Source organism: Pseudomonas sp. CJQ_9 (genome assembly GCF_043106615.1).
Lineage (GTDB): Bacteria > Pseudomonadota > Gammaproteobacteria > Pseudomonadales > Pseudomonadaceae > Aquipseudomonas > Aquipseudomonas juntendi.
In genome coordinates this window covers 1-22,580 of the sequence record NZ_JBICMS010000062.1, presented here as the reverse complement: position 1 = coordinate 22,580, position 22,580 = coordinate 1, and the positions used below count along the sequence as shown (strand labels likewise).

The 22,580-nt window shown below is 62.9% G+C and carries 18 protein-coding genes and 2 pseudogenes; 12 read left to right on the top strand and 8 right to left on the bottom strand.

All coding sequences use genetic code 11. The annotated features are described in order from the left end of the window. Positions 1 to 12: 12 nt before the first annotated feature. Both ACF8SD_RS11505 and ACF8SD_RS11500 read right to left on the bottom strand, forming a co-directional pair. Entirely contained in the window at positions 13 to 267 is a 255-nt protein-coding gene (locus ACF8SD_RS11505) for an acyl carrier protein (RefSeq protein ID WP_392484379.1), read from the bottom strand. A 47-nt stretch (positions 268 to 314) separates the two neighbouring features. Continuing rightward, the gene (locus tag ACF8SD_RS11500; protein ID WP_392484378.1) at positions 315 to 1,940 is read right to left on the bottom strand and encodes a fatty acyl-AMP ligase; all 1,626 of its coding nucleotides are present in this window, start codon (positions 1,938 to 1,940) and stop codon (positions 315 to 317) included. A 566-nt stretch (positions 1,941 to 2,506) separates the two neighbouring features. Between ACF8SD_RS11500 and ACF8SD_RS11495 the strand changes: the two are divergent. After that, positions 2,507 to 3,471, top strand: a pseudogene (locus tag ACF8SD_RS11495) (IS5 family transposase). A 208-nt stretch (positions 3,472 to 3,679) separates the two neighbouring features. Here ACF8SD_RS11495 and ACF8SD_RS11490 read toward each other — a convergent pair. Beyond that, positions 3,680 to 4,058 (bottom strand): annotated as a pseudogene (locus ACF8SD_RS11490) (5-carboxymethyl-2-hydroxymuconate Delta-isomerase). Positions 4,059 to 4,175: 117 nt separating this feature from the next. On the opposite strand from ACF8SD_RS11490, the gene ACF8SD_RS11485 reads away from it, so the two are divergent. Beyond that, positions 4,176 to 4,412 carry a YdcH family protein gene (locus ACF8SD_RS11485; RefSeq protein WP_029886178.1) on the top strand — a complete coding sequence of 79 codons (237 nt, stop codon included), beginning with the start codon at positions 4,176 to 4,178 and terminating at the stop codon, positions 4,410 to 4,412. A 126-nt stretch (positions 4,413 to 4,538) separates the two neighbouring features. Here ACF8SD_RS11485 and ACF8SD_RS11480 read toward each other — a convergent pair whose 3' ends face one another. After that, positions 4,539 to 5,720, bottom strand: coding sequence for a trans-sulfuration enzyme family protein (locus ACF8SD_RS11480; RefSeq protein ID WP_392484398.1), 1,182 nt, complete (start codon positions 5,718 to 5,720; stop codon positions 4,539 to 4,541). Between the two features lie 92 nt (positions 5,721 to 5,812). On the opposite strand from ACF8SD_RS11480, the gene ACF8SD_RS11475 reads away from it, so the two are divergent. Further along, positions 5,813 to 6,274: an Lrp/AsnC family transcriptional regulator gene (locus ACF8SD_RS11475; protein WP_173891660.1), complete on the top strand. Its 462-nt coding sequence runs from the start codon at positions 5,813 to 5,815 to the stop codon at positions 6,272 to 6,274. Between the two features lie 365 nt (positions 6,275 to 6,639). On the opposite strand, the gene ACF8SD_RS11470 is transcribed toward ACF8SD_RS11475, so the two are convergent. Continuing rightward, positions 6,640 to 8,970, bottom strand: a complete 2,331-nt coding sequence (locus ACF8SD_RS11470) for an FdhF/YdeP family oxidoreductase (RefSeq protein ID WP_392484377.1) — start codon at positions 8,968 to 8,970, stop codon at positions 6,640 to 6,642. Positions 8,971 to 9,207: 237 nt separating this feature from the next. Here ACF8SD_RS11470 and moaA point away from each other — a divergent pair, with 237 nt between their 5' ends. Further along, the gene (gene moaA, locus ACF8SD_RS11465; RefSeq protein ID WP_009686815.1) at positions 9,208 to 10,212 is read left to right on the top strand and encodes a GTP 3',8-cyclase MoaA; all 1,005 of its coding nucleotides are present in this window, start codon (positions 9,208 to 9,210) and stop codon (positions 10,210 to 10,212) included. 20 nt (positions 10,213 to 10,232) lie between these two features. Next, positions 10,233 to 11,132 carry a bestrophin family protein gene (locus tag ACF8SD_RS11460; protein WP_173887938.1) on the top strand — a complete coding sequence of 300 codons (900 nt, stop codon included), beginning with the start codon at positions 10,233 to 10,235 and terminating at the stop codon, positions 11,130 to 11,132. A 110-nt stretch (positions 11,133 to 11,242) separates the two neighbouring features. Here the strand turns inward: ACF8SD_RS11460 and moaB are convergent, their stop codons facing one another. Then, positions 11,243 to 11,782, bottom strand: a complete 540-nt coding sequence (gene moaB, locus ACF8SD_RS11455) for a molybdenum cofactor biosynthesis protein B (RefSeq protein ID WP_173887937.1) — start codon at positions 11,780 to 11,782, stop codon at positions 11,243 to 11,245. A gap of 514 nt (positions 11,783 to 12,296) precedes the next feature. Here moaB and ACF8SD_RS11450 point away from each other — a divergent pair. Next, entirely contained in the window at positions 12,297 to 13,184 is an 888-nt protein-coding gene (locus tag ACF8SD_RS11450) for a LysR family transcriptional regulator (RefSeq protein WP_173887936.1), read from the top strand. Here ACF8SD_RS11450 and ACF8SD_RS11445 read toward each other — a convergent pair. Continuing rightward, positions 13,172 to 13,954: a helix-turn-helix domain-containing protein gene (locus ACF8SD_RS11445; protein WP_392484376.1), complete on the bottom strand. Its 783-nt coding sequence runs from the start codon at positions 13,952 to 13,954 to the stop codon at positions 13,172 to 13,174. The two genes, ACF8SD_RS11450 and ACF8SD_RS11445, sit on opposite strands and share 13 nt — an antisense overlap. A 376-nt stretch (positions 13,955 to 14,330) precedes the next feature. On the opposite strand from ACF8SD_RS11445, the gene ACF8SD_RS11440 reads away from it, so the two are divergent. The 5 genes from ACF8SD_RS11440 to ACF8SD_RS11420 all read left to right on the top strand — a co-directional run bounded on the left by ACF8SD_RS11440 (position 14,331) and on the right by ACF8SD_RS11420 (position 21,016). Beyond that, positions 14,331 to 15,947, top strand: a complete 1,617-nt coding sequence (locus ACF8SD_RS11440; RefSeq protein ID WP_392484375.1) for an APC family permease — start codon at positions 14,331 to 14,333, stop codon at positions 15,945 to 15,947. Between the two features lie 174 nt (positions 15,948 to 16,121). Then, the gene (locus ACF8SD_RS11435; RefSeq protein WP_173887933.1) at positions 16,122 to 17,048 is read left to right on the top strand and encodes a 4-hydroxyproline epimerase; all 927 of its coding nucleotides are present in this window, start codon (positions 16,122 to 16,124) and stop codon (positions 17,046 to 17,048) included. Positions 17,049 to 17,093: 45 nt separating this feature from the next. Next, positions 17,094 to 18,041 carry a dihydrodipicolinate synthase family protein gene (locus ACF8SD_RS11430; RefSeq protein WP_173887932.1) on the top strand — a complete coding sequence of 316 codons (948 nt, stop codon included), beginning with the start codon at positions 17,094 to 17,096 and terminating at the stop codon, positions 18,039 to 18,041. Positions 18,042 to 18,188: 147 nt separating this feature from the next. Continuing rightward, a complete protein-coding gene (locus ACF8SD_RS11425) occupies positions 18,189 to 19,766 on the top strand; it encodes an aldehyde dehydrogenase (NADP(+)) (RefSeq protein ID WP_173887931.1) in 1,578 nt (525 codons plus the stop codon). Between the two features lie 2 nt (positions 19,767 to 19,768). Continuing rightward, on the top strand, positions 19,769 to 21,016 hold the full coding sequence (locus tag ACF8SD_RS11420; protein ID WP_392484374.1) for an NAD(P)/FAD-dependent oxidoreductase: 1,248 nt from the start codon (positions 19,769 to 19,771) through the stop codon (positions 21,014 to 21,016). A 54-nt stretch (positions 21,017 to 21,070) separates the two neighbouring features. Here ACF8SD_RS11420 and xenA read toward each other — a convergent pair whose 3' ends face one another. Continuing rightward, a complete protein-coding gene (gene xenA / locus ACF8SD_RS11415) occupies positions 21,071 to 22,162 on the bottom strand; it encodes a xenobiotic reductase XenA (RefSeq protein ID WP_029886570.1) in 1,092 nt (363 codons plus the stop codon). A gap of 49 nt (positions 22,163 to 22,211) precedes the next feature. Between xenA and ACF8SD_RS11410 the strand changes: the two genes are divergently transcribed. Then, on the top strand, positions 22,212 to 22,547 hold the full coding sequence (locus tag ACF8SD_RS11410) for a helix-turn-helix transcriptional regulator (RefSeq protein ID WP_029886571.1): 336 nt from the start codon (positions 22,212 to 22,214) through the stop codon (positions 22,545 to 22,547). Positions 22,548 to 22,580: the final 33 nt, after the last annotated feature.

Below are 22,580 nucleotides of genomic sequence, written 5' to 3'. Positions count from 1 at the left end.
TATGCCTCTCAGTCAGACCGGTTCGATCCCGTCGACACCACGGCACGCGGTCAAGTGACGCGCCAACTGTTCGATTGATGAGTAGTCAAGAATGCATTCGATGTCTATATCAATACCCGTAAGCTCAACCACCTGGCGCACTAGTCGCAGAGCGATGAGCGAGTCCACGCCGAGCTCGTCGAATGGTTTGGAAAAACCGATGCTGGCTGGCTCTGTTTCCAGCAGCGAGGCCAGCGCATCGCGCAGAAGTAACTCAAGTGCACTCATGACATTCCCTGTTGACCGATGGATTGATGGCCGTCTGTACGACCTGCTTAGATAACGCGTTCCAGTGCTCCTATCTTGTAATCGTGACGGCATTGATGCCGCCGAACTTTGCCACTGGATGTACGTGGTAAACTGCCAGGCCTGATCAGCACCAGTTCCTCCAGCGCCAATCCGAAAACATTGCTGATTACATGCCGTACGGCACGGTCAACTTTCGGCCACTCATCGGGACGCCGCAGCCAGGCACGTTTAAGCTCGAAGACAAGCAACACCTTGTCGCCATCTTCTTCGTTGAGCACGAAGGCCGCCCCCCCATCTGCGCGAAGTGCTTCATGGCTAGCCTGTGCTTCTGCCTCAAGATCATTCGGCGCGTACTTCTTACCGTACACGACCAGTTGATCCTTCAGCCGCCCAACCAGGTATAGCGCTTGATCCTTCAAAAACCCCAAATCGCCAGTGCGCAGGTATTTGTGCGAGTCCCCGCGAAGCCGCGCATGAAAAACCTCCGCACTCAAGTCTGGCAGCTGCCAATATCCAGCTGCCACACTTGGACTTGATACCCAGATTTCGCCCACCTGCTGGTCCGGCAGACACAATTGCGTTTGCGGATCGACGATTCGAATCTGCGTGTCCCCTCTTGCCACGCCACAATTAACCAACACCCGACCTTGCAGATTGCAAACCTCAGGTAGTGCACCGAGAGGTTTTCCAGTGACAAACAACGTGGACTCAGCCATTCCATAGCAGGGATAAAATGCCTCTGGTCGAAAGCCGACGCTGGCAAATCGTGCGGAGAAGCGGTCAATGGTGCCTGGTCGTATGGGTTCAGCACCACAGAATGCAACACGCCAGCGCGACAAATCACAGCGCACAAATTTTTCATTGGAAATGCCGCGCACGGCCAATTCGTAGATAAAGTTAGGGCCACCACTAATAGTGATGCCATAGTCAGATATATACTGTAGCCACCGCTCTGGAAACTGAACAAACTCCATAGGCTGCATAAAATTACCTACACATCCGATGAACACTGGCACCAGCACTCCTCCTATCAACCCCATATCATGAAACAAGGGAAGTGCTGTAAGAACTGAAGACTCAGGGGTGATACCCATAGAGCCAGCAATAGCCTCACAATTATGAATCAAACCTCCAACTGTAACCATCACACCTTTGGGATCCGATGTAGATCCAGATGTAAACTGTAAAAGCGCGATAGCTTCCTTATCACCTCCCAAACTAGCGAAGCCATCGCACTCAACATGATCAAAAAATACCACATCTTGAATATCAATATAAATAATATTCCGATTGAAATTACAGTGATCAATATCACCGATAACTGCTCGCACACCCGCAGCATCCATAAGCATCATGAGCCGCGCTGCGTGCCCTTTACGAGTGGGGGGCGGTGCTGGAACAGCCACGCTTCCTGCCAATAAGCAAGCCAAAAAACCAAGCACAAAGAAATGCTGCGATTTGCAGGTAAGCAATATACGCTCACCTTGTAGCTGCAGATGTTCCAAGCGTGCAGCCAGGAACAACACCCGACTGTATACCTGCCCAAAAGTCAATTCCGTACAAATGTCTTGCCCCCCCTCAAAAAAGCGAAAAGCGACTGCATCAGGGCTATCGTGAGCTCGTCTATAAAGCGTTTCAAAAAAGCTTTGCATCCATGACTCCGCAGAAACTGCTTCCCGAGATGACGATCGCCGAAATAGCCTGACCACCGCCCAATCATCAGAAACACGAAAATTAACTTAATGAGCAATCAGAGCCATTGACATCACTCCGCACTCGCACACACCGGAACGCCATACCCCTATGTAACCGTCGAGCGATGCGATAGATCAACACATTTATCTCTAGACACTTATATTTGGGAAGCGCCTGTAGGAAGCACCCACCATACGACGTAAGAATTTTCTTGCCATATAAGCAAGAAATAATTCCAGGCCAATTTTTATTCGTTTATCGAACATCAAAAGCTTGTTGAATTTTGGATAGACAAAAAATCGAGTGGCCCGTGGTGGGGAAAGCTAATCGCCGAATTTATCTTTAGCCCAGCTCGCAGCCACGCCTCCGGCCCGGCTAGCAGCTCGTCCCTTAAAACACATATTCGAGGAAAATTAAGAAAGGCCCGCCGATGATCACAGCAATTAGTAAATGCACTTTAGGGAATCTCCGAATTTGCCCCAGGTTATGCGAAAATCGCCGCACCACCTGATCCGAGCCGCCTATGAGCCAGATGAGCTATACCGACTTCGAGTACGCAAGCAAGCGTAAGCAAACCCGCCGCGAACGCGTCCTTGCTGGAAATGGATCAGGTCGTGCCCTGGGCGGGCCTGCTGGGGCTGATCGAGCCGGTCTACCCCAAGGCCGAAGGCGGTAGAAAACCCTATCCTCTGGAAACCATGCTGCGCATCCACCTGCTGCAGAACTGGTTCTCTCTGAGCGATCCAGCCATGGAAGAAGCACTCTACGAAATCACGCCCATGCGCCAGTTCGCACGCCTGACACTGAGCGCTCCAATCCCCGAAGACACCACGATCATGAACATCCGGCACTTGCTGGAAAAGCATCAGTTGGTACCTGCGATCCTTGCGGTCATCAACGGTTATTTACAGGAAAAAGGCCTGTCACTGCGCTAAGGCACCATCGTCGACGCCACCATTGTTCATGCCCCCAGTTCGACGAAGACTGAAGAAGGCAAGCGCGATCCCGAGATGCACCAGACCAAGGAAGGTGGCCAGTTTTTATTCGGGATGAAGGCTCACATCGGTGCCGATGTCGAGTCCGGCCTGGTTCACCACGCCCATGGCACCGCTGCCAATGTGGCCGATGTCACGCAGGCCGCCGAACTGCTCCATGGCGAAGAAAACGCGGTGTATGCAGACGCTAAAGCATGAAGAGCATGAGCACCGTAACGTAATCTGGCAAATTGCAGCGCGGCGCAGCACGTATTCCAGGCTGAGCAAACGCAGCGTGCTCTACAAGGCCAGGCGCAAGATCGAGTACTGCAAAGCTCAGACACGTGCCAAGGTCGAGCATCCGTTTCGGGTGATCAAGCGCCAGTTCGGTTACGTGAAAGTGCGTTTTCGTGGGCTGATGAAAAACACAGCTCAGTTGACCACACTGTTCGCCCTGTCGAACCTGTGGATGGCTCGAAAACAGCTGATGAGTATGGGTGAACTGCGCGCTTAAAAGGGAAATCTCGGCGAAAAGCCCCTGAAAACATGACGCATCGAGCGCTTTTTCGATAGATAGCTCTGCGTGATGGGGGAAATATCAACTTACCGCCTCCGCACGGCGAGTTGATCGGAGCATCCCTAGATAACGAAATTCTGACCTATGTGGATGCAATCGGGTTGGACGGCCGGACCTGGCAGAATTCTGGTCGGCTCGCTGAAAGTCAGGCCTGGGTCGGGAGAATTCTGGCCTTGGCGTACGGCTCACGATCAATGCCCAGCACTTCCACGCACAACTGGATGTCCAGCCCGGGCTGCTCGGGGATGGCTTCACGCAGCACGTTCAGCAGACTGTCGGACAGTTCGTCTTCACTTCACCTCCGGCGAGCGCCCGCTGAGGATGGCCAGACGCACCTGGGCAAAGGCGCGCTCATCAGGCGCAGTACCGACGCGAAACTGGCCGAAGGCCTGGGCGCGGCTCTTGATGTCGGCCTCGTCGGAGAACTGGACACTGCCGACCAGGGCATGGTTCAGGCGTAGCAGCAAAGTATCGACGTTCAACTCGCGCAGGTTGTCGCTGTATTCCAGGTTCAGATGAGGCATGGCGCAGGTTCCGGGTCACTGGAGAGAGGCGACAGACTACCCAAGTCCCCTACCTGCGCAAAGACGACTATCCTCAGTGGTCAAGACCAATCGCCAATCCCTGACAGAGGTGAAGAAATGCCAGTTCCGCATGATCTGCTCGCTGACCTGCACATTACCGCTGAGAAGTTCCAGGCACTGATGGACAACGACCAGGCGCTGCATGCACTGCACAAGGAATACAACGCCAAAGACAAGGAGGTGGTGGCCGCCGAAGGCAACGGCACCAACGACGACGCCGTCAACCGCCTGCGCAAGGAGCGGTTGCTGATCAAGGACAAGATCGAACGGATCATTCATCCGCCCAAATCCTGACTGACCATTTTCTTTGAATTGACCGGCCCTATCGCCGGCAAGCCAGCTCCCACAGGGGCCCCACAGTACTGCGAACCTGTGATGCACCTGTGGGAGCTGGCTTGCCGGCGATAGGGCCGCAAGCCCTTACACAGCAACCAGCGCTTTCAACGCCCCATCCAGGTCTTCGATCAGGTCGCGGTAATCCTCGATCCCCACCGACAGCCGCAGCAGGTTCTCGCTGATGCCCATCACACCCTTCTGCTCCGGGCTCAGCGAGCAGTGCGACATGCTCCACGAGTGGTTGATCATGCTCTCCACCCCGCCCAGCGAGTCGGCCAATACAAAGATCTGCAGCGCCTCGACCAGGCGGTTGAGCGCGGCGCGGTCGCCCTTGACCTTCATCGCCACCACCGCGCCGCCACTGCGCATCTGGCGCTTGCACAGTTCATGCTGCGGGTGGCTTTCCAGCCCGGGGTAATACACCTGCTCGACCTGCGCGTGGGTTTCCAGAAAGCGCGCCACCTGCAGGGCATTGGCGCACTGGCGCTCCATGCGCACATCCAGGGTCTTGAGGCCGCGCAGGGCCAGGTAACAGTCGAACGGCCCTTGCACCGCGCCGATGGCCATGCTGATGCGGCGCAGGCGCGCCAGCAGCGCGTCATTGGCCGCGACCACCACACCGCCAGTCAGGTCAGAGTGGCCGCCAATGTATTTGCTGGCCGAGTGCATCACCAGGTCCACCCCCAAGTTGATCGGGCGCTGGTTCCACGGCGAGCAGAAGGTGTTGTCGATGCAGGTGAGGATGCCCTTGGCCCGCGCCAGGTCGCACACCGCCTTGATGTCGACCAGGTGCAACAACGGGTTGGTCGGCGACTCGATCCAGATCAACTGGGTTTCGGGCTTGATCGCCGCGGCCACCGCGCCCAGGTCGTTGAGGTCGACATAGGTGGTGGTCAGGCCTGAAGTATGGCTGCGGTAGTCTTCGAGGATGCGGAAGGTGCCCCCGTACACGCCGTTCATCACGACCACGTGGGCATCCTTGGGCAGCAGCTCCAGTACCGTGGCGGTGGCATTCACCCCCGAGGCGCAGGCCACGGCACCCACGCCCTCTTCCAGCGCCGCTACGCAGGTTTCGTAGGCATGCCGGGTAGGGTTGCCGACGCGGCTGTAGGAGTACTCCGGCTTGTCGTCGAGGCTGCGTTTGGTGAACGAGCTGGCGGTGACGATGGCCGGGAAAATGGCATTGTCGGCAACACTGAACTGCTCGCCAGCGTGAATGGCACGGGTGGCGAAATTGCGCGGCTTGTCGGACATGGTCAGGCCCATTGGCAGAATGAAAGCTGCCACTATGGCACAAGCCAAATCGCCTGGCCTTGGGGTAACCTGTGAAATATTTTCCGGCACGGCCAGCGCGCGATATGGACAGCTTCGACCAGCACATTCTTACCCTGCTTCAGCGCGATGCCTCGATGTCGCTCAAGGACTTGGCCGAAGCCGTCAACCTGTCCACCACCCCGTGCTGGAAGCGGGTCAAGCGCCTGGAAGAAGAAGGCTACATACTCGGCCGTGTCGCCCTGCTGGCCCCTGAACGGCTAGGGCTGGGGCTGACGGTGTTCGTCCAGCTCAAGACCCAGCGCCACGACAGCGCCTGGCTGGCACAGTTTGCCGCGACCGTGACCGGGTTCGAGGAGGTGATGGAGTGCTACCGCATGTCTGGCGACTGGGACTACATGCTGCGGGTGGTGGTGGGGGATATTGCGGCGTATGACCGGTTTTACAAAAAGCTGATTACCAGCACCGAGGGGTTGTCGAACATTACCTCCAGTTTTGCCATGGAGCAGATGAAGTACACCACGGCTTTACCGGTGAACCGTGGCTGATGGCTGTGGGGCATATTGCCGGCAAGGCGCACAGGGATTGCATCAGGGCTGACAGGTGGTTGCCAGAAGATATGCAGCGCCTGTGAGATCGAGCGCCGCCCGCGCGGCGCTTCGCGGGTAAACCCGCTCCGTTTGTTTCGGGCCAGTCCATCCTGTGCCAGGCGCGCGCGACCGCCTTGTTTGTACGGCGCGATATTGAGGTGGGCGCCAAGGCGTTCGCGCGCAAATCCCACGGGAATAATTGGCCCGAAACAAGCGTAGGAGCGGGTTTACCCGCGAAGCGCCGCGCGGGCGGCGCTCGATCTCGCAGGCGCTGAAGATGCTGCGCCTTCCGGGGCCCGCCGCAGGGCCCTTGCAGGCGCCCGTCAATCCGAAGCCAGCACCGCCGCAATCCGGTTCCCGGCCTCGGCCTTCTCCAGCTTGATCGCCACAAACTTCGAGGTCGGGGTGTACGTCCCCTCGCCATAACTCTCCAGCGGCACCAGCGGGTTGGTCTCGGGGTAGTAAGCCGCCGCCTGCCCTTGCGGCACGTCATACGCCACCAGGCGGAACCCCGACACCCGCCGCTCCACACCATCCTCCCACAGCGACACCAGGTCCACGTGCTCACCCGGTTCGAAGCCCAGGCGGCTGATATCGGCCTCGTTGACGAACACCACTTCGCGCAGGCCGAACACCCCACGGTAGCGGTCGTCCAGGCCATACAGGGTGGTGTTGTACTGGTCGTGCGAACGCAGGGTCTGCAAGATCAGGTCGGGCTTGTCCCCGCGGGCCAGCACCTTGGCGTTGACCAATGCCTCGGGCAGCGTGTGGGGCATGAAGCGCGCCTTGCCGGTGGCCGTGCGGAAGTTGCGCTCGGCAGCGTGGTTACCCAGGTGGAACCCGCCAGGGCTGTTCAGGCGTTCATTGAAACGCGCGAAGCCGGGGATGACGTCGGCAATCATGTCGCGGATGCGGTTGTAGTCGGCCACCGCATAGGCCCAGTCGATCGGCTGATTGCCCAGCGTGGCCTTGGCCATGCCGGCGATGATCCATGGCTCCGAACGCATGTGCGGCGAGCGCGGGCGCAACTGGCCATGGGAGAGGTGCACCATGCTGAAGGTGTCTTCCACGGTCACGCCCTGCGGCCCTGCGGCCTGCAGGTCGATTTCGGTGCGGCCCAGGCATGGCAGGATCAGCGCGTCGCGGCCGGTGACCAGGTGCGAGCGGTTGAGCTTGGTGGAAATCTGCACAGTCAGCGCACACTTTTGCAGCGCGGCATGGGTACGCGGCGTATCCGGGGTGGCTTGGGCAAAGTTGCCGCCCAGGGCGACGAACACCTTGGCCCGCCCCTCCTCCATGGCCTTTATCGCCAGCACCGCATTGTGCCCGTGGGCACGCGGCACACGGAAGCGGAAGCGTTTTTCCAGGGCGTCGAGCAGTGCTGCCCGGGGCTTCTCGTCAATGCCCATGGTGCGGTCGCCCTGCACGTTGCTGTGGCCGCGCACCGGCGACAGGCCAGCGCCGGGCTTGCCGACGTTGCCGCGCAGAAGCTGCAGGTTGACGATTTCCTGCACGGTTGCCACCGAATGGCGGTGCTGCGTCACGCCCATGGCCCAGCACATGATGACCCGCTCGGCCTTGCGGTACATACGCGCGGCCAGTTCGATCTCGGCCAGGGTCAGGCCAGACTGCTCAACGATGTGTTCCCACGCCGTGGCGTCGACCGCCGCCAGGTAGCCATCGATACCGCTGGTATGCTCGGCGATGAAGGCGTGGTCGAACACCGGCGGTTCGCCCTTGGCCTGGGCCTCGCGTTCCCACTGCAAAAGGAACTTGGCAATACCGCGCATGGCCGCCATGTCGCCCCCCAAGGCTGGGCGGAAGTACGCGCTGGAAGTCGGCTCAGAGCCATTGCTGAGCATTTCGAACGGGTGCTGCGGGTGCTGGAAGCGCTCCAGGCCACGCTCTTTGAGCGGGTTGAAGCACACCACCTGGGCACCGCGCTTGACCGCTTCACGCAGCGGTTCGAGCATGCGCGGGTGGTTGGTGCCGGGGTTCTGGCCAATCACGAAAATGGCATCGGCCAGTTCCAGGTCGTGAAACACCACGGTGCCTTTGCCCACCCCCAGGGTTTCCGACATGCCCGAGCCGCTGGCTTCGTGGCACATGTTGGAGCAGTCCGGGAAATTGTTGGTGCCATAGGCACGCACGAACAGCTGGTAGAGAAACGCCGCTTCATTGCTGGCCCGGCCCGAGGTGTAGAATTCGGCTTCGTCCGGCGATTGCAGTGCGCGCAGGTGCCGGGCAACCAGCTCGAACGCTTCTGCCCAGGTGGTTTCCACGTAATGGTCGGTGGCTGCGTCATAGCGCATCGGGTGCGTCAGGCGGCCTTGGTATTCAAGCCAATAGTCGGTCTGTTGCTTCAACGCGCTGACGCTGTACTTGGCAAAGAAGACCGGGTCCACCGAGCGGCCGGTGGCTTCCCAGTTGACCGCCTTGGCGCCGTTTTCGCAGAACTTGACCATGTCGCTTTCCGGCGACTCGCCCCAGGCACAGCCTGGGCAGTCGAAGCCGCCGTTCTGGTTGGTCTTGAGCATGGCCCGCAGGTTCTTGAAGGCGTTGTCACTGCCCAGCCAGCTCTTGGTCACGCTTTTCAGCGCCCCCCAGCCGGCGGCGGCGCCTTTGTAGTCCCTGATGTGTTCGTCCTGGCTCATGCGGTGAATCCTCACGCTTCGGTGCTTTGTTTCAGCCTATGGAGCGTGGGGCGGGGCGTCCAATCGAAAGATCTTACGGCGTGATAAGCGCTTTCGATCACGGCAGGCAGGCGACGAGCTGCCAGGCCGCATGATAGAGACCGTCGATCATGCAGTCGGACAAAGCAATTTGACGGCCCTGCGCCCAGGTTATAGCTTGGACAGAAATGCCCCCCCTTCCCAGACGCGAGCGCGAACGTGGAACAGAACAGCCGGGCCCTGATCGACGGCTTCAACCGGAAAATCGACTACCTGCGGATGTCGGTCACCGACCGCTGCGACTTCCGTTGCGTGTACTGCATGGCCGAAGACATGCAGTTCCTGCCGCGCCAGCAGATTCTCAGCCTGGAGGAACTGTTCCAGGTGGCCGAGCGTTTCGTCGCCCTCGGCACCCGCAAAATCCGCCTGACCGGTGGCGAACCCCTGGTGCGCCAGGGCATCGTCGACTTATGCGGGCGCATCGCCGCCCTGCCCGGCCTGCGCGAACTGTGCCTGACCAGCAACGGCTCGCAGCTTGGCCGCCTGGCCCAGCCGCTGTTCGACGCCGGCGTTACACGCCTGAACATCAGCCTCGACAGCCTGGACGCCGACCGCTTCAAACAACTGACCCGCACCGGCGACCTGCACCAGGTCATTGCCGGCATCGACGCAGCCCGGCAGGCCGGCTTCAAGCGCACCAAACTCAACTGCGTGGTGCTCAAGGGCCGCAACGACCATGAACTGGTCGACCTGGTGCGCTTTGCCATCGACCGCGAGCTGGACATCACCTTCATCGAAGAAATGCCCCTGGGGGTTATCAGCGAGCATGAACGTGGCGAGTCGTTCTGCTCCAGCGATGAAGTACGGGCGCTGCTGGCTGAACAGTTCACCCTGGTCGAGTCTACCGAAACGTCGCAGGGGCCGGCCCGTTACTGGCGCCTGGCCGAAGCGGCCAACACCCGGGTCGGCTTCATTTCGCCGCACAGCCACAACTTCTGCGCCACCTGCAACCGCGTGCGCCTGACCGTCGAGGGCCGGCTGCTGCTGTGCCTGGGCAACGAGCATTCGGTAGACCTCAAGCACGTGCTGCGCGCCCACCCGGGCGACCCCGACCGCCTGGAAAAGGCCATCCGCGACTCGCTGCACCTCAAGCCCTACCGCCATCACTTCGAAGTCGGTGGTGACGTACAGATCCTGCGTTTCATGAACATGACCGGCGGCTGAGCAGCTGCCTCTGGATTGCCATGATCGTCCACCCCGCACCCGATGTGTTGCGCGTGTTGTTCACCCTCAAGGGTTCGATCATCAAGCGCATTGCCCTGCGCTGCCTGACGGTCACCCTGCTGGCCGCATTGATCGTGCTGGTCGAGCGGCATTACCCGGCGTTTTTCTACCCGGTCAGCGCCACCCCATTCACCTTGCTGGGCCTGTCGCTGTCGATCTTCATGAGCTTTCGCAACAACGCCTGCTATGACCGTTGGTGGGAAGGGCGCAAGGCCTGGGGCAAGCTCATCATCGAAACCCGCTCGTTCGTGCGTGAGAGCGTGGTGATCGGCGATGAAGCACTACGCCAAGAGCTGCTGCGCAGCCTGTGCGGGTTTGCCCATGCGCTGAATGCGCGGTTGCGCAACGAAGACGACCTGGCTGCCGCCCGCCCATGGTTGCCCCGGCCCGAGGCGATCAGCCCGCACAATGTGTGCGACGGTATCCTGCGTGAGGTAGGCAGCCAATGCTCGCGGCTGGCCGAGCGACAACAGATCACTGACTGGCGTTACAGCCTGCTGGAGCAGCGGCTGGTGGGGCTGACCGAGGTGCAGGCCACCTGCGAGCGCATCAAGGGCACGCCACTGCCGTTTCCCTACACGCTGTTGTTGCACCGCACCATCTACATCTTCTGCCTGTTGTTGCCGTTTGCCCTGGCCGAGCCGCTGGGCTGGCTGGCGCCGCTGTTCACCACCCTCGTCGGCTACACGTTCTTTGGCCTGGATGCGATTGGCAACGAACTGGAAGACCCGTTCGGGCGGGATGAAAACGACCTGCCGACCGATGCCCTGGTGCGGACCGTGGAGCGGGATGTACTGGCGGGGTTGGGGGAACAGCAGTTGCCGCCGGCGTTGTTGCCGGCGGGGCATGTGCTGAGCTAAGGGCCCTATCGCCGGCAAGCCAGCTCCCACAGGGACCACACAGATTTCAGAACCTGTGCAATACCTGTGGGAGCCGGCTTGCCGGCGATAGGGCCGGTACAGGCGAACGATCAGCCCCGGCTTGCACAGGCCTCGATAGGCAGCAGGTGCTTGACGAAGTTGCACGGCCGGTGCCGGGCATCCAGCTGCTCGGCCAGGATCCCCTCCCACGCTGTACGGCAAGCCCCGGTAGACCCCGGCAGGCAGCACACCAGCGTGCGGTTGGCCAGCCCGGCCAGCGCCCGGCTCTGCACGGTCGAGCTGCCGATATCCAGAATCGACAACGCGCGGAACAGCTCGCCAAAGCCATCGATGCGTTTGTCCAGCAGGCACCCGACCGCCTCTGGCGTGCTGTCGCGGCCGGTAAAACCGGTACCGCCGGTGATCAGCACCGCCTGCACCTGGTCATCGGCAATCCAGGTGGCCACCTGGGCGCGGATCTTGTACAGGTCGTCCTTGAGCAGCGCCCGTGCCACCAGGCGGTGGCCGACCTCTACCGAACGGCTGGCCAGCAGTTCGCCGGAGGTGTCGTTGTCGAAGGTGCGGGTATCGCTGACAGTCAGCACGGCGATGTTCAGCGGTACGAAGACCGCATCGGGTTGGACGCGCACAACAGGAACTCCTTGAATGGCCTTTTCGCCACGCTAAGGGGATGCTCCGAGGGCGTCCAATCGATATGGCGAACCGTTCCATCGACAGGCTCTATCGCTGCCTGGAGGTAGCCGCAGCATCTTCAGCGCCTGTGAGATCGAGCGCCGCCCACGCGGCGCTTCGCGGGTAAACCCGCTCCTACGTTTGTTTCGGGCCAATTATGCCTGGGGGATTTTCGCGCGAACGCCTTGGCGCCCGCCACGATATCGCGTCGTAAAAACAAGGCGGTCGCGCGCGTCCGGCACAGGCAATACTGGCCCGAAACAAACGGAGCGGGTTTACCCGCGAAGCGCCGCGCGGGCGGCGCTCGATCTCACAGGCCCTGCATTTCTTGTAACAAACACCTGTCAGCCCTGACGCGATCCCAGCGGAAGCTGGCTTGCCAGCGACAGGGCCCGCACAGGCACCATCAAACAATGGCCAGCCACCGCAGAGTTGGTTAAGGTCAACACACCCCGCACGCCAGGCATTTCCATGGACATCAAGCAGCTCAAGTTCCTCATCGCCCTCGACCAGACCCGCCATTTCGGCCAGGCGGCGGCGCTGTGCCATATCACCCAGCCGACGCTTTCCATGCGCCTGCGCAACCTGGAGGACGAACTGGACCTGGTGCTGGTCAAACGTGGCCAGCGCTTTGAAGGCTTTACCGAAGCCGGCGAGCGCATTCTGGCCTGGGCCCGCACCCTGCTCGCCGCGCACGACGGCCTGCAGGCCGAGGCGGCCAGCTGCCGCGGCCAGGTGGTCGGCAGCCTGCGCCTGGGCACGGTACCGCTGGCCAGCTTCAACCCCATGCACCTGCTGCTGCCGCTGCGGGAAAAATACCCGGAGCTGCACTTCCAGCTCAGTTCGCTGAGCTCGGAACAGGTCATCGACGGCCTTAGCCGGAACCAGCTCGACCTGGGTATCTGTTACCTGGACCAGGTCAACACCCGCTTCTTCGAAGTGATCGAACTGGGCACCACCACCATGGGCCTTTTGCACGACACCCGGCACTTCCGCTTCGCCAGCGACACCTTGCGCTGGGCCGAGCTGGGCGACATCCCCCTGGGGCTGCTGAGCAAAGGCATGCACTACCGCCAGTCACTGGACCTGAGCTTTCGCAGCCGTGGCCTGGAGCCCAACGCGGTGCTGGAAAGCGATTCGAGCTTCCAACTGATCCAGGCCATCAACACCGGCATGTGCTGCGCGATCATGCCACTGGACTGCGGCCTGGAAGACCTCAGCGAGCACCTGCGCATCCTGCCGGTGGCCGACGCCGCCATCCACAGCCCGGTCGGCCTGCTGCTGCGCCGCAGCGAGCCACGTTCGGCCATTGCCGAGCAGTGCTTTGCCGAGGCGCAGGCACTGTTTCAGGCGGGCTGATCGCTGGTCGCCTGGCGGTATTGGCGCGGCGTGAAGCCGGTCAGTTGCTTGAACTGGCGGCTGAAGGCGCTGTGGTCGGTGTAGCCGCAGCACATGGCAACCTCAGTGATCGGCAATTCTGAATGCAGTAGGCGATGCGCGTGCTCCAGGCGCGCCTTGTGGATCATCTGCCGTGGCGTGAGGTGGAATACCCGTTTGCAATAGCGCTCCAGCTGGGCCACCGAAATGCCCGCGATGCGGGTCAGCTCGCGCATGCTTATGGGCTGGTGAAAATGCTGGCGGATATGTTCGTCCACCGCGGCCAGGCGCTGGTACGCAGGGTGGCTGTCGGCCGCTGACTGCAGGTCGACCGAGATGCCGACCAGGCCAATGATCTCGCCCGCCTGGTTGTACAACGGGCGTTTGTGGGTCAGGCACCAGCCTGGCTCGCGGCTGCCGTACAAGTGCAGCTCCAGCTGGTCTTCCAGCACCAGGCCCTCCTTGAGCACACGGCGGTCCTGTTCGGTGTAGCCGGGGCCGAGCTGCGCCGGAAACACTTCGGCGCTGGTCTTGCCCAGCAACGGTTGCAGGCGCTTCAGGCCACAGCGCTGGACCAAGGTGTTGTTGGCCAGCACGTAGCGGGCAGCCGGGTCCTTGATGAAGATCGCAGCGTTGGGGATGGCGTCGAGGATCGGCAGCAACAGCGAGACACCAGCCAGCAGGGCCTCGAGGGAGGCGGGACGGTGCTGGCCCAGGGAGTGGTAGAGGGGTGCCAGGGGGGTGTCGGTCATCTGCTCGATCTCTGTTGGCTTTGTCGGCCCTTTCGCGGGCATGCCCGCTCCCACAGGTACCTCACAAATCCCGAATCCTGTGCTGTACCTGTGGGAGCGGGCGAGCCCGCGAAGAGGCCGGCACTACTCACACATACATACAGCCCTTATACGGTATGGCCTACAGCCTATTCCCCACCCTTGTGGCTGACCACTGCTTTTTCCCAACTGTGCCGATTTCGTCATACCCCTTGCAGAAAACCATCAAGAACCGCCGCCCCGATCGGTCCACTCTATGCCCCACGCAAGCCGCCCAAGCCCTACAAGAACGCGGCCCGAAAGCCGCACCTGGTGACATCAGACCTGCCTATCCAATAACCAACAAAAAGGCGAACCCATGTCAGGCAAATTCAAGAAACAGTTATCGCTGCTGGACCTCACCTTCATCGGCCTCGGCGCCATTTTCGGCTCCGGCTGGCTGTTCGCCGCCAGCCACGTTTCGGCCATCGCCGGCCCGGCCGGCATCCTCTCCTGGTTCCTCGGCGGCTTCGCCGTGCTGCTGCTGGGCATCGTGTACTGCGAACTGGGCGCCGCCCTGCCCCGCGCCGGTGGCGTGGTGCGCTACCCGGTGTACTCGCACGGCCCGCTGCTGGGCTACCTGATGGGCTTCATCACCCTGATCGCCTTCTCCAGCCTGATCGCCATCGAGGTGGTCGCTTCGCGCCAATATGCTGCCGCCTGGTTTCCCGAACTGACCAAGGCCGGCTCCAGTGACCCCACCGTGCTTGGCTGGCTGGTGCAGTTCGCCTTGCTGGGGCTGTTCTTCTTCCTCAACTACCGCAGCGTGAAAACCTTTGCCAAGGCCAACAACCTGATCAGCGTGTTCAAGTTCATCGTGCCGCTGCTGGTGATCGGCGTGCTGTTCACCTTCTTCAAGCCGCAGAACTTCACCGTGCAAGGCTTTGCCCCGTTCGGGTTGTCTGGTGTGGAGATGGCTGTGTCGGCCGGTGGCATCATCTTCGCCTACCTGGGCCTGACACCGATCATTTCAGTGGCCAGCGAAGTGAAGAACCCGCAGCGCACCATTCCGATTGCGCTGATCCTGTCGGTGCTGCTGTCCACCGCCATCTACGCCCTGCTGCAACTGGCCTTCCTCGGCAGCGTACCCACCGAAATGCTGGCCAACGGCTGGGCCAGCGTAACCAAGGAACTGGCCCTGCCCTACCGTGATATCGCCCTGGCACTGGGGGTGGGCTGGCTGGCCTACCTGGTGGTGGCCGACGCCGTGATCTCGCCCAGTGGCTGCGGCAACATCTACATGAACGCCACCCCACGGGTGATCTATGGCTGGGCGCAAACCGGCACCTTCTTCCGCTACTTCACCCGTATCGACGCCGAGTCCGGCATCCCGCGCCCGGCGCTGTGGCTGACCTTCGCGCTGTCGGTGTTCTGGACCCTGCCCTTCCCGTCGTGGGAGGCGCTGATCAACGTGGTGTCCGCAGCCCTGGTGCTGAGCTATGCCGTGGCCCCGATCAGTGTCGCCGCGCTGCGCCGCAACGCCCCCGCGATGCCGCGCCCGTTCCGGGTCAAGGGCATGGCGGTGCTGGGCCCCCTGTCGTTCATCATCGCCGCACTGATCGTGTACTGGTCGGGCTGGAACACCGTGTCCTGGCTGCTGGCCCTGCAAATCGTGATGTTCGTGCTGTACCTGGTGTGCAAACGCTTCGTACCGACCCAGCACCTGACCCTGGCCCAGCAAGTGCGCAGCTCGGCGTGGCTGATCGGCTTCTACGCGGTGACCATCCTGCTGTCCTGGCTGGGCAGCTTCGGCGGCCTGGGCGTGCTTGGCCACCCACTCGACACGGTGGCGGTGGCTGTGAGTGCGCTGGGCATCTACTACTGGGGTGCCGCTACCGGTGTGCCTGCCCACCTGGTACGCCTGGAAGGCGAGGACGAAAGCGAAGCCATCCAAGAGCCGCTGGCAGGCCAACGCCCGGCCGCGCTGGCTCGGTGAAGGCTACTGGCCCTATCGCCGGCAAGCCAGCTCCCACAGGGGCTGCGCTGCCCTTGAGGCGCATGCAATAGCAATACCCCAGAGGCCAATGCAATACCTGTGGGAGCTGGCTTGCCGGCGATGAGGCCAGCCTATACAGCACAAGACCCTGCAGATCAAAGAATGGACGAGCCCATGAAACAGATTCACGTCATCGACTCCCACACCGGCGGCGAACCTACCCGCCTGGTGATGAAAGGTTTCCCGCAATTGTACGGCCGCAGCATGGCCGAGCAGCGCGACGAACTGCGCGAGCTGCACGACCCGTGGCGCCGCGCCTGCCTGCTGGAGCCACGCGGCAACGATGTGCTGGTGGGCGCGCTGTACTGCCCGCCAGTGTCTGCCGACGCCACCTGCGGGGTGATCTTCTTCAACAACGCCGGTTACCTGAACATGTGCGGCCACGGCACCATCGGCCTGGTCGCTTCGCTGCAGCACCTGGGCCTGATCGCACCCGGCGTGCACAAGATCGACACCCCGGTCGGCCAGGTCAGCGCCACCTTGCATGAAGACGGCGCCGTCACTGTCGCCAACGTGCCCGCCTACCGCTACCGCCAGCACGTGGCGGTGGACGTGCCCGGGCACGGCGTGGTGCATGGCGACATCGCCTGGGGTGGCAACTGGTTCTTCCTGGTTGCCGAACACGGCCAGCGCATTGAACTGGATAACCGCGAGGCCCTGACCGCGTACACCTGGGCCATGCTCAACGCCCTGCAAGCGCAAGGCATTACCGGCGAGCATGGCGCGCCCATCGACCACGTCGAGCTGTTTGCCGACGACGCCAACGCCGACAGCCGCAACTTCGTGATGTGCCCCGGCAAGGCCTACGACCGCTCGCCCTGCGGCACCGGCACCAGCGCCAAGCTGGCCTGCCTGGCGGCCGACGGCAAGCTGGCCGAGGGCCAGACCTGGGTGCAGGCCAGCATCACCGGCAGCCAGTTCCAGGGCCGCTACCAGCGCGACGGCGAGCGGATTCGCCCGTTCATCACCGGCCGCGCCTACATGACCGCCGACAGCATCCTGCTGATCGACGAACAGGACCCATTCGCCTGGGGCATCTGAGCCCCCGGCTTTTGACCCACCCGAATTTCGCCAGGAGTAACTTGCATGAACAACAACATCTTCACCGGCACCATGCCCGCCCTGATGACCCCGTGCACCGCCGAGCGCAAGCCGGACTTCGACGCGCTGGTGCGCAAAGGCCGTGAACTGATTGAGGCCGGCATGAGCGCCGTGGTGTACTGCGGCTCGATGGGCGACTGGCCGCTGCTGACCGAGGCCGAGCGCCAGGAAGGCGTGGCTCGCCTTGTGGGCGCCGGCATCCCGACCATCGTCGGCACTGGCGCGGTGAACACCCGCGAGGCGGTGGCGCATGCCGCCCACGCCGCCAAGGTTGGCGCCGCCGGGCTGATGGTCATCCCCCGCGTGCTTAGCCGCGGCGCCTCGCTGATCGCGCAAAAACACCACTTCTCGGCCATTCTCGCCGCGGCACCGAAGCTGCCGGCCGTGATCTACAACAGCCCCTACTACGGCTTTGCCACCCGCGCCGACCTGTTCTTCGAACTGCGCAGCGCATACCCCAACCTGATCGGTTTCAAAGAGTTCGGCGGTGGCGCCGACCTGCGCTACGCCGCCGAACACATCACCTCCAAGGACGACGACGTGACCCTGATGGTCGGCGTCGATACCCAGGTGGTGCATGGCTTCGTCAACTGCAACGCCACCGGTGCCATCACCGGCATCGGCAACGCCCTGCCGCGTGAAGTGCTGCAACTGGTCAGCCTGAGCAAGCAGGCGGCCAAGGGCGACGCCCGCGCCCGCCGCCTGGCGCGTGAGCTGGAAGCGGCGTTGGCGGTGCTGTCGTCGTTCGATGAAGGCTGCGACCTGGTGCTGTACTACAAGCATTTGATGGTGCTCAACGGCGATCGCGAATACAGCCTGCATTTCAACGAGACCGACGCCCTGACCGACGCCCAGCGCAACTATGCCGAGCAGCAGTACGCCCTGTTCCGCACCTGGTACGCCAGCTGGTCGGCCGAGCAGAACCTGGCCTGATCCAGCGGCCCCTGTGGGAGCGGGCATGCCCGCGAAGTAAACGCCGCGGTGCATGGCACCGGCTTCGCCGGTGTTCGCGGGCGCGGCCGCTCCCACAGGGTAAGCAGTACACCCTTGCTATTGCATGTGATTTCCCAAGGAGGCTCCATGACCCTGACAGGCAACCTGCTCATCGGCCAGACGCCGGTAACCGGCAGCCGCGAAGCCATCCAGGCGGTCAACCCGGCCACCGGCCAGGTACTGCAACCCGCCTACCTCGGCGGCACCGGCGAACACGTAGCCCAGGCCTGTGCCCTGGCCTGGGCGGCGTTCGATGCCTACCGCGAAACCTCGCTCGAACAACGGGCCCACTTTCTCGAAACCATCGCCGCGCAGATCGAAGCGCTGGGCGATGCCCTGATCGACCGGGCCGTGGCCGAAACCGGCCTGCCCAAGGCTCGCATCCAGGGCGAACGCGGCCGAACCTGCACCCAGCTGCGCACCTTCGCCCGCGTGGTTCGGGCCGGCGAATGGCTGGACGTGCGGGTCGACAACGCCCTGCCCGAACGCCAGCCGTTGCCACGCGCCGACCTGCGCCAGCGCCAGGTGGCCCTGGGGCCGGTGGCTGTGTTCGGCGCCAGCAATTTCCCGCTGGCGTTCTCGGTGGCCGGTGGCGATACCGCCTCGGCCCTGGCCGCTGGCTGCCCGGTAGTGGTCAAGGCCCACGGCGCTCACCCCGGCACCAGCGAGCTGGTCGGCCAGGCGGTGGCACAAGCGGTGAAGTTGTGTGGCCTGCCGGCCGGGGTGTTCTCGTTGCTGTACGGTGCTGGCCGCGAAGTCGGCATCGCACTGGTCAGCGACCCGCGCATCAAGGCGGTTGGCTTCACCGGCTCGCGCAGCGGTGGGGTGGCCTTGTGCCAGGCGGCACAGGCGCGCCCGGAACCCATCCCGGTGTACGCCGAGATGAGTTCGATCAACCCGGTATTCCTGTTCGATGCCGCGCTGCAGGCGCGCGCCGAGGCACTGGCGCAAGGTTTCGTCGCCTCGCTGACCCAGGGTGCAGGCCAGTTCTGCACCAACCCCGGCCTGGTGATCGCCCGCCAGGGGCCGGCACTGCAGCGTTTTATCAGCGCCGCCAGCGAGCACGTGCACCAAGCCGCAGCGCAGACCATGCTCACAGCAGGCATCTTCAGCGCCTACCAGAACGGTGTCGACGCCCTGGCACACAACCCCAACGCGCAGGCGGCCGCCAACGGCCAGGTCGGCCAGGGCCCCAACCAGTGCCAGGCGCATCTGTTCGTCACCCAGGCCGAAGCGTTCCTGGCCGACCCTGCGTTGCAAGCCGAAGTGTTCGGCGCGGCATCGTTGGTCGTGGCCTGCGCCAGCGATGAGCAGGTACGCCAGGTGGCCGAACACCTGGAAGGCCAGCTGACCGCCACCCTGCAACTGGATGAGGCCGACATCGCCAGCGCCCGCGCGCTGCTGCCAACCCTTGAGCGCAAGGCCGGGCGCATCCTGGTCAACGGCTGGCCGACCGGTGTCGAGGTGTGTGACGCAATGGTGCATGGCGGCCCGTTCCCGGCCACCACCGATGCGCGCACCACTTCGGTGGGTACAGCGGCGATCCTGCGTTTCCTGCGCCCAGTGTGCTACCAGGACTTCCCCGATGCGCTGCTGCCACAGGCCCTGCAACAGGCCAACCCGCTGCAACTGCGGCGCCTGCTGGACGGTAAACGGGAAGGCTGAACATGCACGAAACCGCTGAAACCGATATCGCCGTGGTGGGCGCCGGCATCGTCGGCGTCGCCTGCGCCCTGCAACTGGCCCGTCAGGGCCGCCGGGTCACCTTGCTCGACCGCCAGGCGCCCGGCCATGGCGCCTCGTTCGGCAATGCCGGGCACCTGGCGACCGAGCAAGTGTTCCCGATTGCCGACCTGTCGATCCTCAAGCGCCTGCCACGCATGCTGCTCGACCCCATGGGCCCGCTGCGGCTGGACTGGAAGTACCTGCCCAAGGCCATGCCGTGGTTTACCCGGCTGCTGCTGAACCTGCGCCCGGCGCCGTTCCAGCGCAGCGTGGCCGGCATTCGCCGGTTGAACGAAGCCAGCCTGGGGGCCTGGCAACAGCTGCTGGGCTCGATCGGGCGCAGCGAGCTGTTCCACGAAGCAGGCTCGCTGCTGGTGTTCGAGCGCCCCGAGTCACGGCAGGCGCTGGCGGCGTTGCAGGCGCGCCTGCAACAGCAGGCCGTGCCCGTGGACTACTGGTCGGCACACGCCGTACGCGCAGCCGCGCCCCAGTTGAGCCAGGCGTTGCTTGGCGGGTTGTTTTTCCCCAACACCGGGCATTTCATCGACCCCTACCGGGTGGTCTGCGCGTTGTTCGAGGCGGCCAAGGCCAGCGGCGTGCGCTTTGTACAAGCGCAGGTGGAGGGTGGCCACCTGCACAGCGGCGGGGTCAGCCTGGCCAGCGCCCAGGGCACGTTCAACGCCCGCCAGGTGCTGCTCAGTTGCGGTGCGCATTCGGCACGGCTCACCGCGGCCCTGACCGGCAGACGGGTGCCGCTGGACACCGAGCGTGGCTACCACCTGATGCTGCCTGGCGAACACCAGCGCCTGCCCTTTGCGGTCACTTCGCTGGAGCGCAAGTTCATCATGACCCCCATGGCCGAAGGCCTGCGCCTGGCTGGCACGGTAGAGTTCGCCGGGCTGGAGGCGCCGCCGAGCATGCAGCGGGCGTGGCAGTTGCACCGCTTGAGCAAAGGCTTGTTTCAGCAGGAGCTGAGTGTTGAAGGCGCCACGCCGTGGATGGGCTTTCGGCCTTCGCTGCCGGATTCACTGCCGGTGATCGACCGTGTGTGTGACGGGCGGGTGCTGTTGGCCTTCGGGCACCAACACCTGGGGTTGACCCAGGCGGCGGTCACGGCGCAATGGGTGGGGCGTTTGGCTGAGCGGGCTGGCGGGGCCGAGCTGGCGGCTTACCGGCTGGGCCGTTTTTAGGCCCAGCGGGCCGCTGGGCGGCCCAGCCGCCACGCAGCCCGCACAGAGCGTGTCTCAGCGATAACGCTCAAGCCAGTGCGCATAAGGCGCTGGCAAGGTCCAGGAGGCTTTTTCCACCCCCAACTCCTTGGCCGCAAAGTAGGCCCAGTGCGGGTCGGCCAAGTGCGCGCGGCCTACCGACACCAGGTCCAGCTGGTTGGCCTGCAATGCCGCTTCGGCCAGCTGCGGGGTACCGAAACCCCACGCCGACGTCACCGGCAGCTTGGCCTCACGGCGCACACGTTCGGCAATCGGCCCCATGAACGCCGGGCCCCATGGGATGTTGGTATCAGGGATGGTAAAGCCGACACTCACGCTCAGCAGGTCCAGGCCACCAGCCTTGAACCGCCGCGCCAACTCGATCGACTCTTCCAGGGTCTGCTCATCACGGCCGTCGTATTCCAGCACGCCAAAACGCGCCGTCAGCGGCAGGTTTTCTGGCCACACTTCACGTACTGCCGCCAGGGTTTCCAGCAGGAAGCGGCTGCGGTTGTCGAAACTGCCACCGTAGGCATCGGTACGCTTGTTGGAATGCTCGGAAAAGAAGCTCTGCCCCAGGTAGCCGTGGGCAAAGTGCAGCTCGATCCACTCGAAGCCGGCATCGCGTGCACGGCGGGCGGCATCGACGAAGTCCTGCTTGACCCGGGCGATGTCGTCCAGGGTCATGGCACGCGGCACTTTGGGCAGGTGTGCACCAAAGGCAATGGCCGACGGGGCAATGGTTTCCCAGCCGCGGGCATCGTCGGCGGCAATATGGTCGTCACCTTCCCAGGGCCGGTTGGCGCTGGCCTTGCGCCCGGCGTGGGCGATCTGAATGCCCGGTACGGAACCTGCTGCCTTGATCGCCTGTACCACCGGTACGAACGCCTGGGCATGGGCGTCGCTCCAGATGCCAGCGCAGCCGGGGGTGATGCGGCCTTCCGGTGCCACCGCCGTGGCTTCGACCACCAGCAAGCCGGCACCGCCCCGGGCCATGCCGGCCAGGTGCACATGGTGCCAGTCGTTGATCATGCCGTCCTCGGCCATGTACTGGCACATTGGCGGAATGGCAATGCGGTTGCGCAGGGTGACGTCCTTGAGGGTGTAAGGTTGGAACAACGCGGACATGGGAAACTCCCGGGCTATATGGATACGATTGTTCGATCATAATCGAACTATGGCAATAATGGAAACCCCCGGTATCATGTGCAGCATGCGAGCCTATAAACATCCCAACCCTGAAGACCTGGTGCTGGAGCGCCTGCTGTACGCCCTGAGCGACCCTGTGCGCATGGGCATCGTGCGCCAGCTGGCCGGTGTGGCCGAAGCCACGTGCGGCGAACTGGACGGCGGCCGGCCCAAGTCGAGCATGTCCCACCACTTTCGCGTCTTGCGTGATGCAGGATTGGTGCATACCCGCAATGTGGGCACTACCCATATGAATTCGCTGCGCAGCGAAATGCTGGAGGCCCGCTTCCCGGGGTTGCTGGCGTGCATTCTGCGCCAGCAGTAATACCTGCCCTGCGCCGCAAACAGCCCCGAACAG

Excerpts from the sequence above, each read along its gene's own strand:
- ACF8SD_RS11505 (WP_392484379.1), bottom strand. The coding sequence starts at position 267 with ATGAGTGCACTTGAGTTACTTCTGCGCGATGCGCTGGCCTCGCTGCTG.
- ACF8SD_RS11500 (WP_392484378.1), bottom strand. The coding sequence starts at position 1,940 with ATGCAAAGCTTTTTTGAAACGCTTTATAGACGAGCTCACGATAGCCCT.
- ACF8SD_RS11485 (WP_029886178.1), top strand. The coding sequence starts at position 4,176 with ATGCCAGTTCCGCATGATCTGCTCGCTGACCTGCACATTACCGCTGAG.
- ACF8SD_RS11480 (WP_392484398.1), bottom strand. The coding sequence starts at position 5,720 with ATGGGCCTGACCATGTCCGACAAGCCGCGCAATTTCGCCACCCGTGCC.
- ACF8SD_RS11475 (WP_173891660.1), top strand. The coding sequence starts at position 5,813 with ATGGACAGCTTCGACCAGCACATTCTTACCCTGCTTCAGCGCGATGCC.
- ACF8SD_RS11470 (WP_392484377.1), bottom strand. The coding sequence starts at position 8,970 with ATGAGCCAGGACGAACACATCAGGGACTACAAAGGCGCCGCCGCCGGC.
- ACF8SD_RS11460 (WP_173887938.1), top strand. The coding sequence starts at position 10,233 with ATGATCGTCCACCCCGCACCCGATGTGTTGCGCGTGTTGTTCACCCTC.
- ACF8SD_RS11450 (WP_173887936.1), top strand. The coding sequence starts at position 12,297 with ATGGACATCAAGCAGCTCAAGTTCCTCATCGCCCTCGACCAGACCCGC.
- ACF8SD_RS11445 (WP_392484376.1), bottom strand. The coding sequence starts at position 13,954 with ATGACCGACACCCCCCTGGCACCCCTCTACCACTCCCTGGGCCAGCAC.
- ACF8SD_RS11440 (WP_392484375.1), top strand. The coding sequence starts at position 14,331 with ATGTCAGGCAAATTCAAGAAACAGTTATCGCTGCTGGACCTCACCTTC.
- ACF8SD_RS11435 (WP_173887933.1), top strand. The coding sequence starts at position 16,122 with ATGAAACAGATTCACGTCATCGACTCCCACACCGGCGGCGAACCTACC.
- ACF8SD_RS11430 (WP_173887932.1), top strand. The coding sequence starts at position 17,094 with ATGAACAACAACATCTTCACCGGCACCATGCCCGCCCTGATGACCCCG.
- ACF8SD_RS11425 (WP_173887931.1), top strand. The coding sequence starts at position 18,189 with ATGACCCTGACAGGCAACCTGCTCATCGGCCAGACGCCGGTAACCGGC.
- ACF8SD_RS11420 (WP_392484374.1), top strand. The coding sequence starts at position 19,769 with ATGCACGAAACCGCTGAAACCGATATCGCCGTGGTGGGCGCCGGCATC.
- xenA (WP_029886570.1), bottom strand. The coding sequence starts at position 22,162 with ATGTCCGCGTTGTTCCAACCTTACACCCTCAAGGACGTCACCCTGCGC.
- ACF8SD_RS11410 (WP_029886571.1), top strand. The coding sequence starts at position 22,212 with ATGGCAATAATGGAAACCCCCGGTATCATGTGCAGCATGCGAGCCTAT.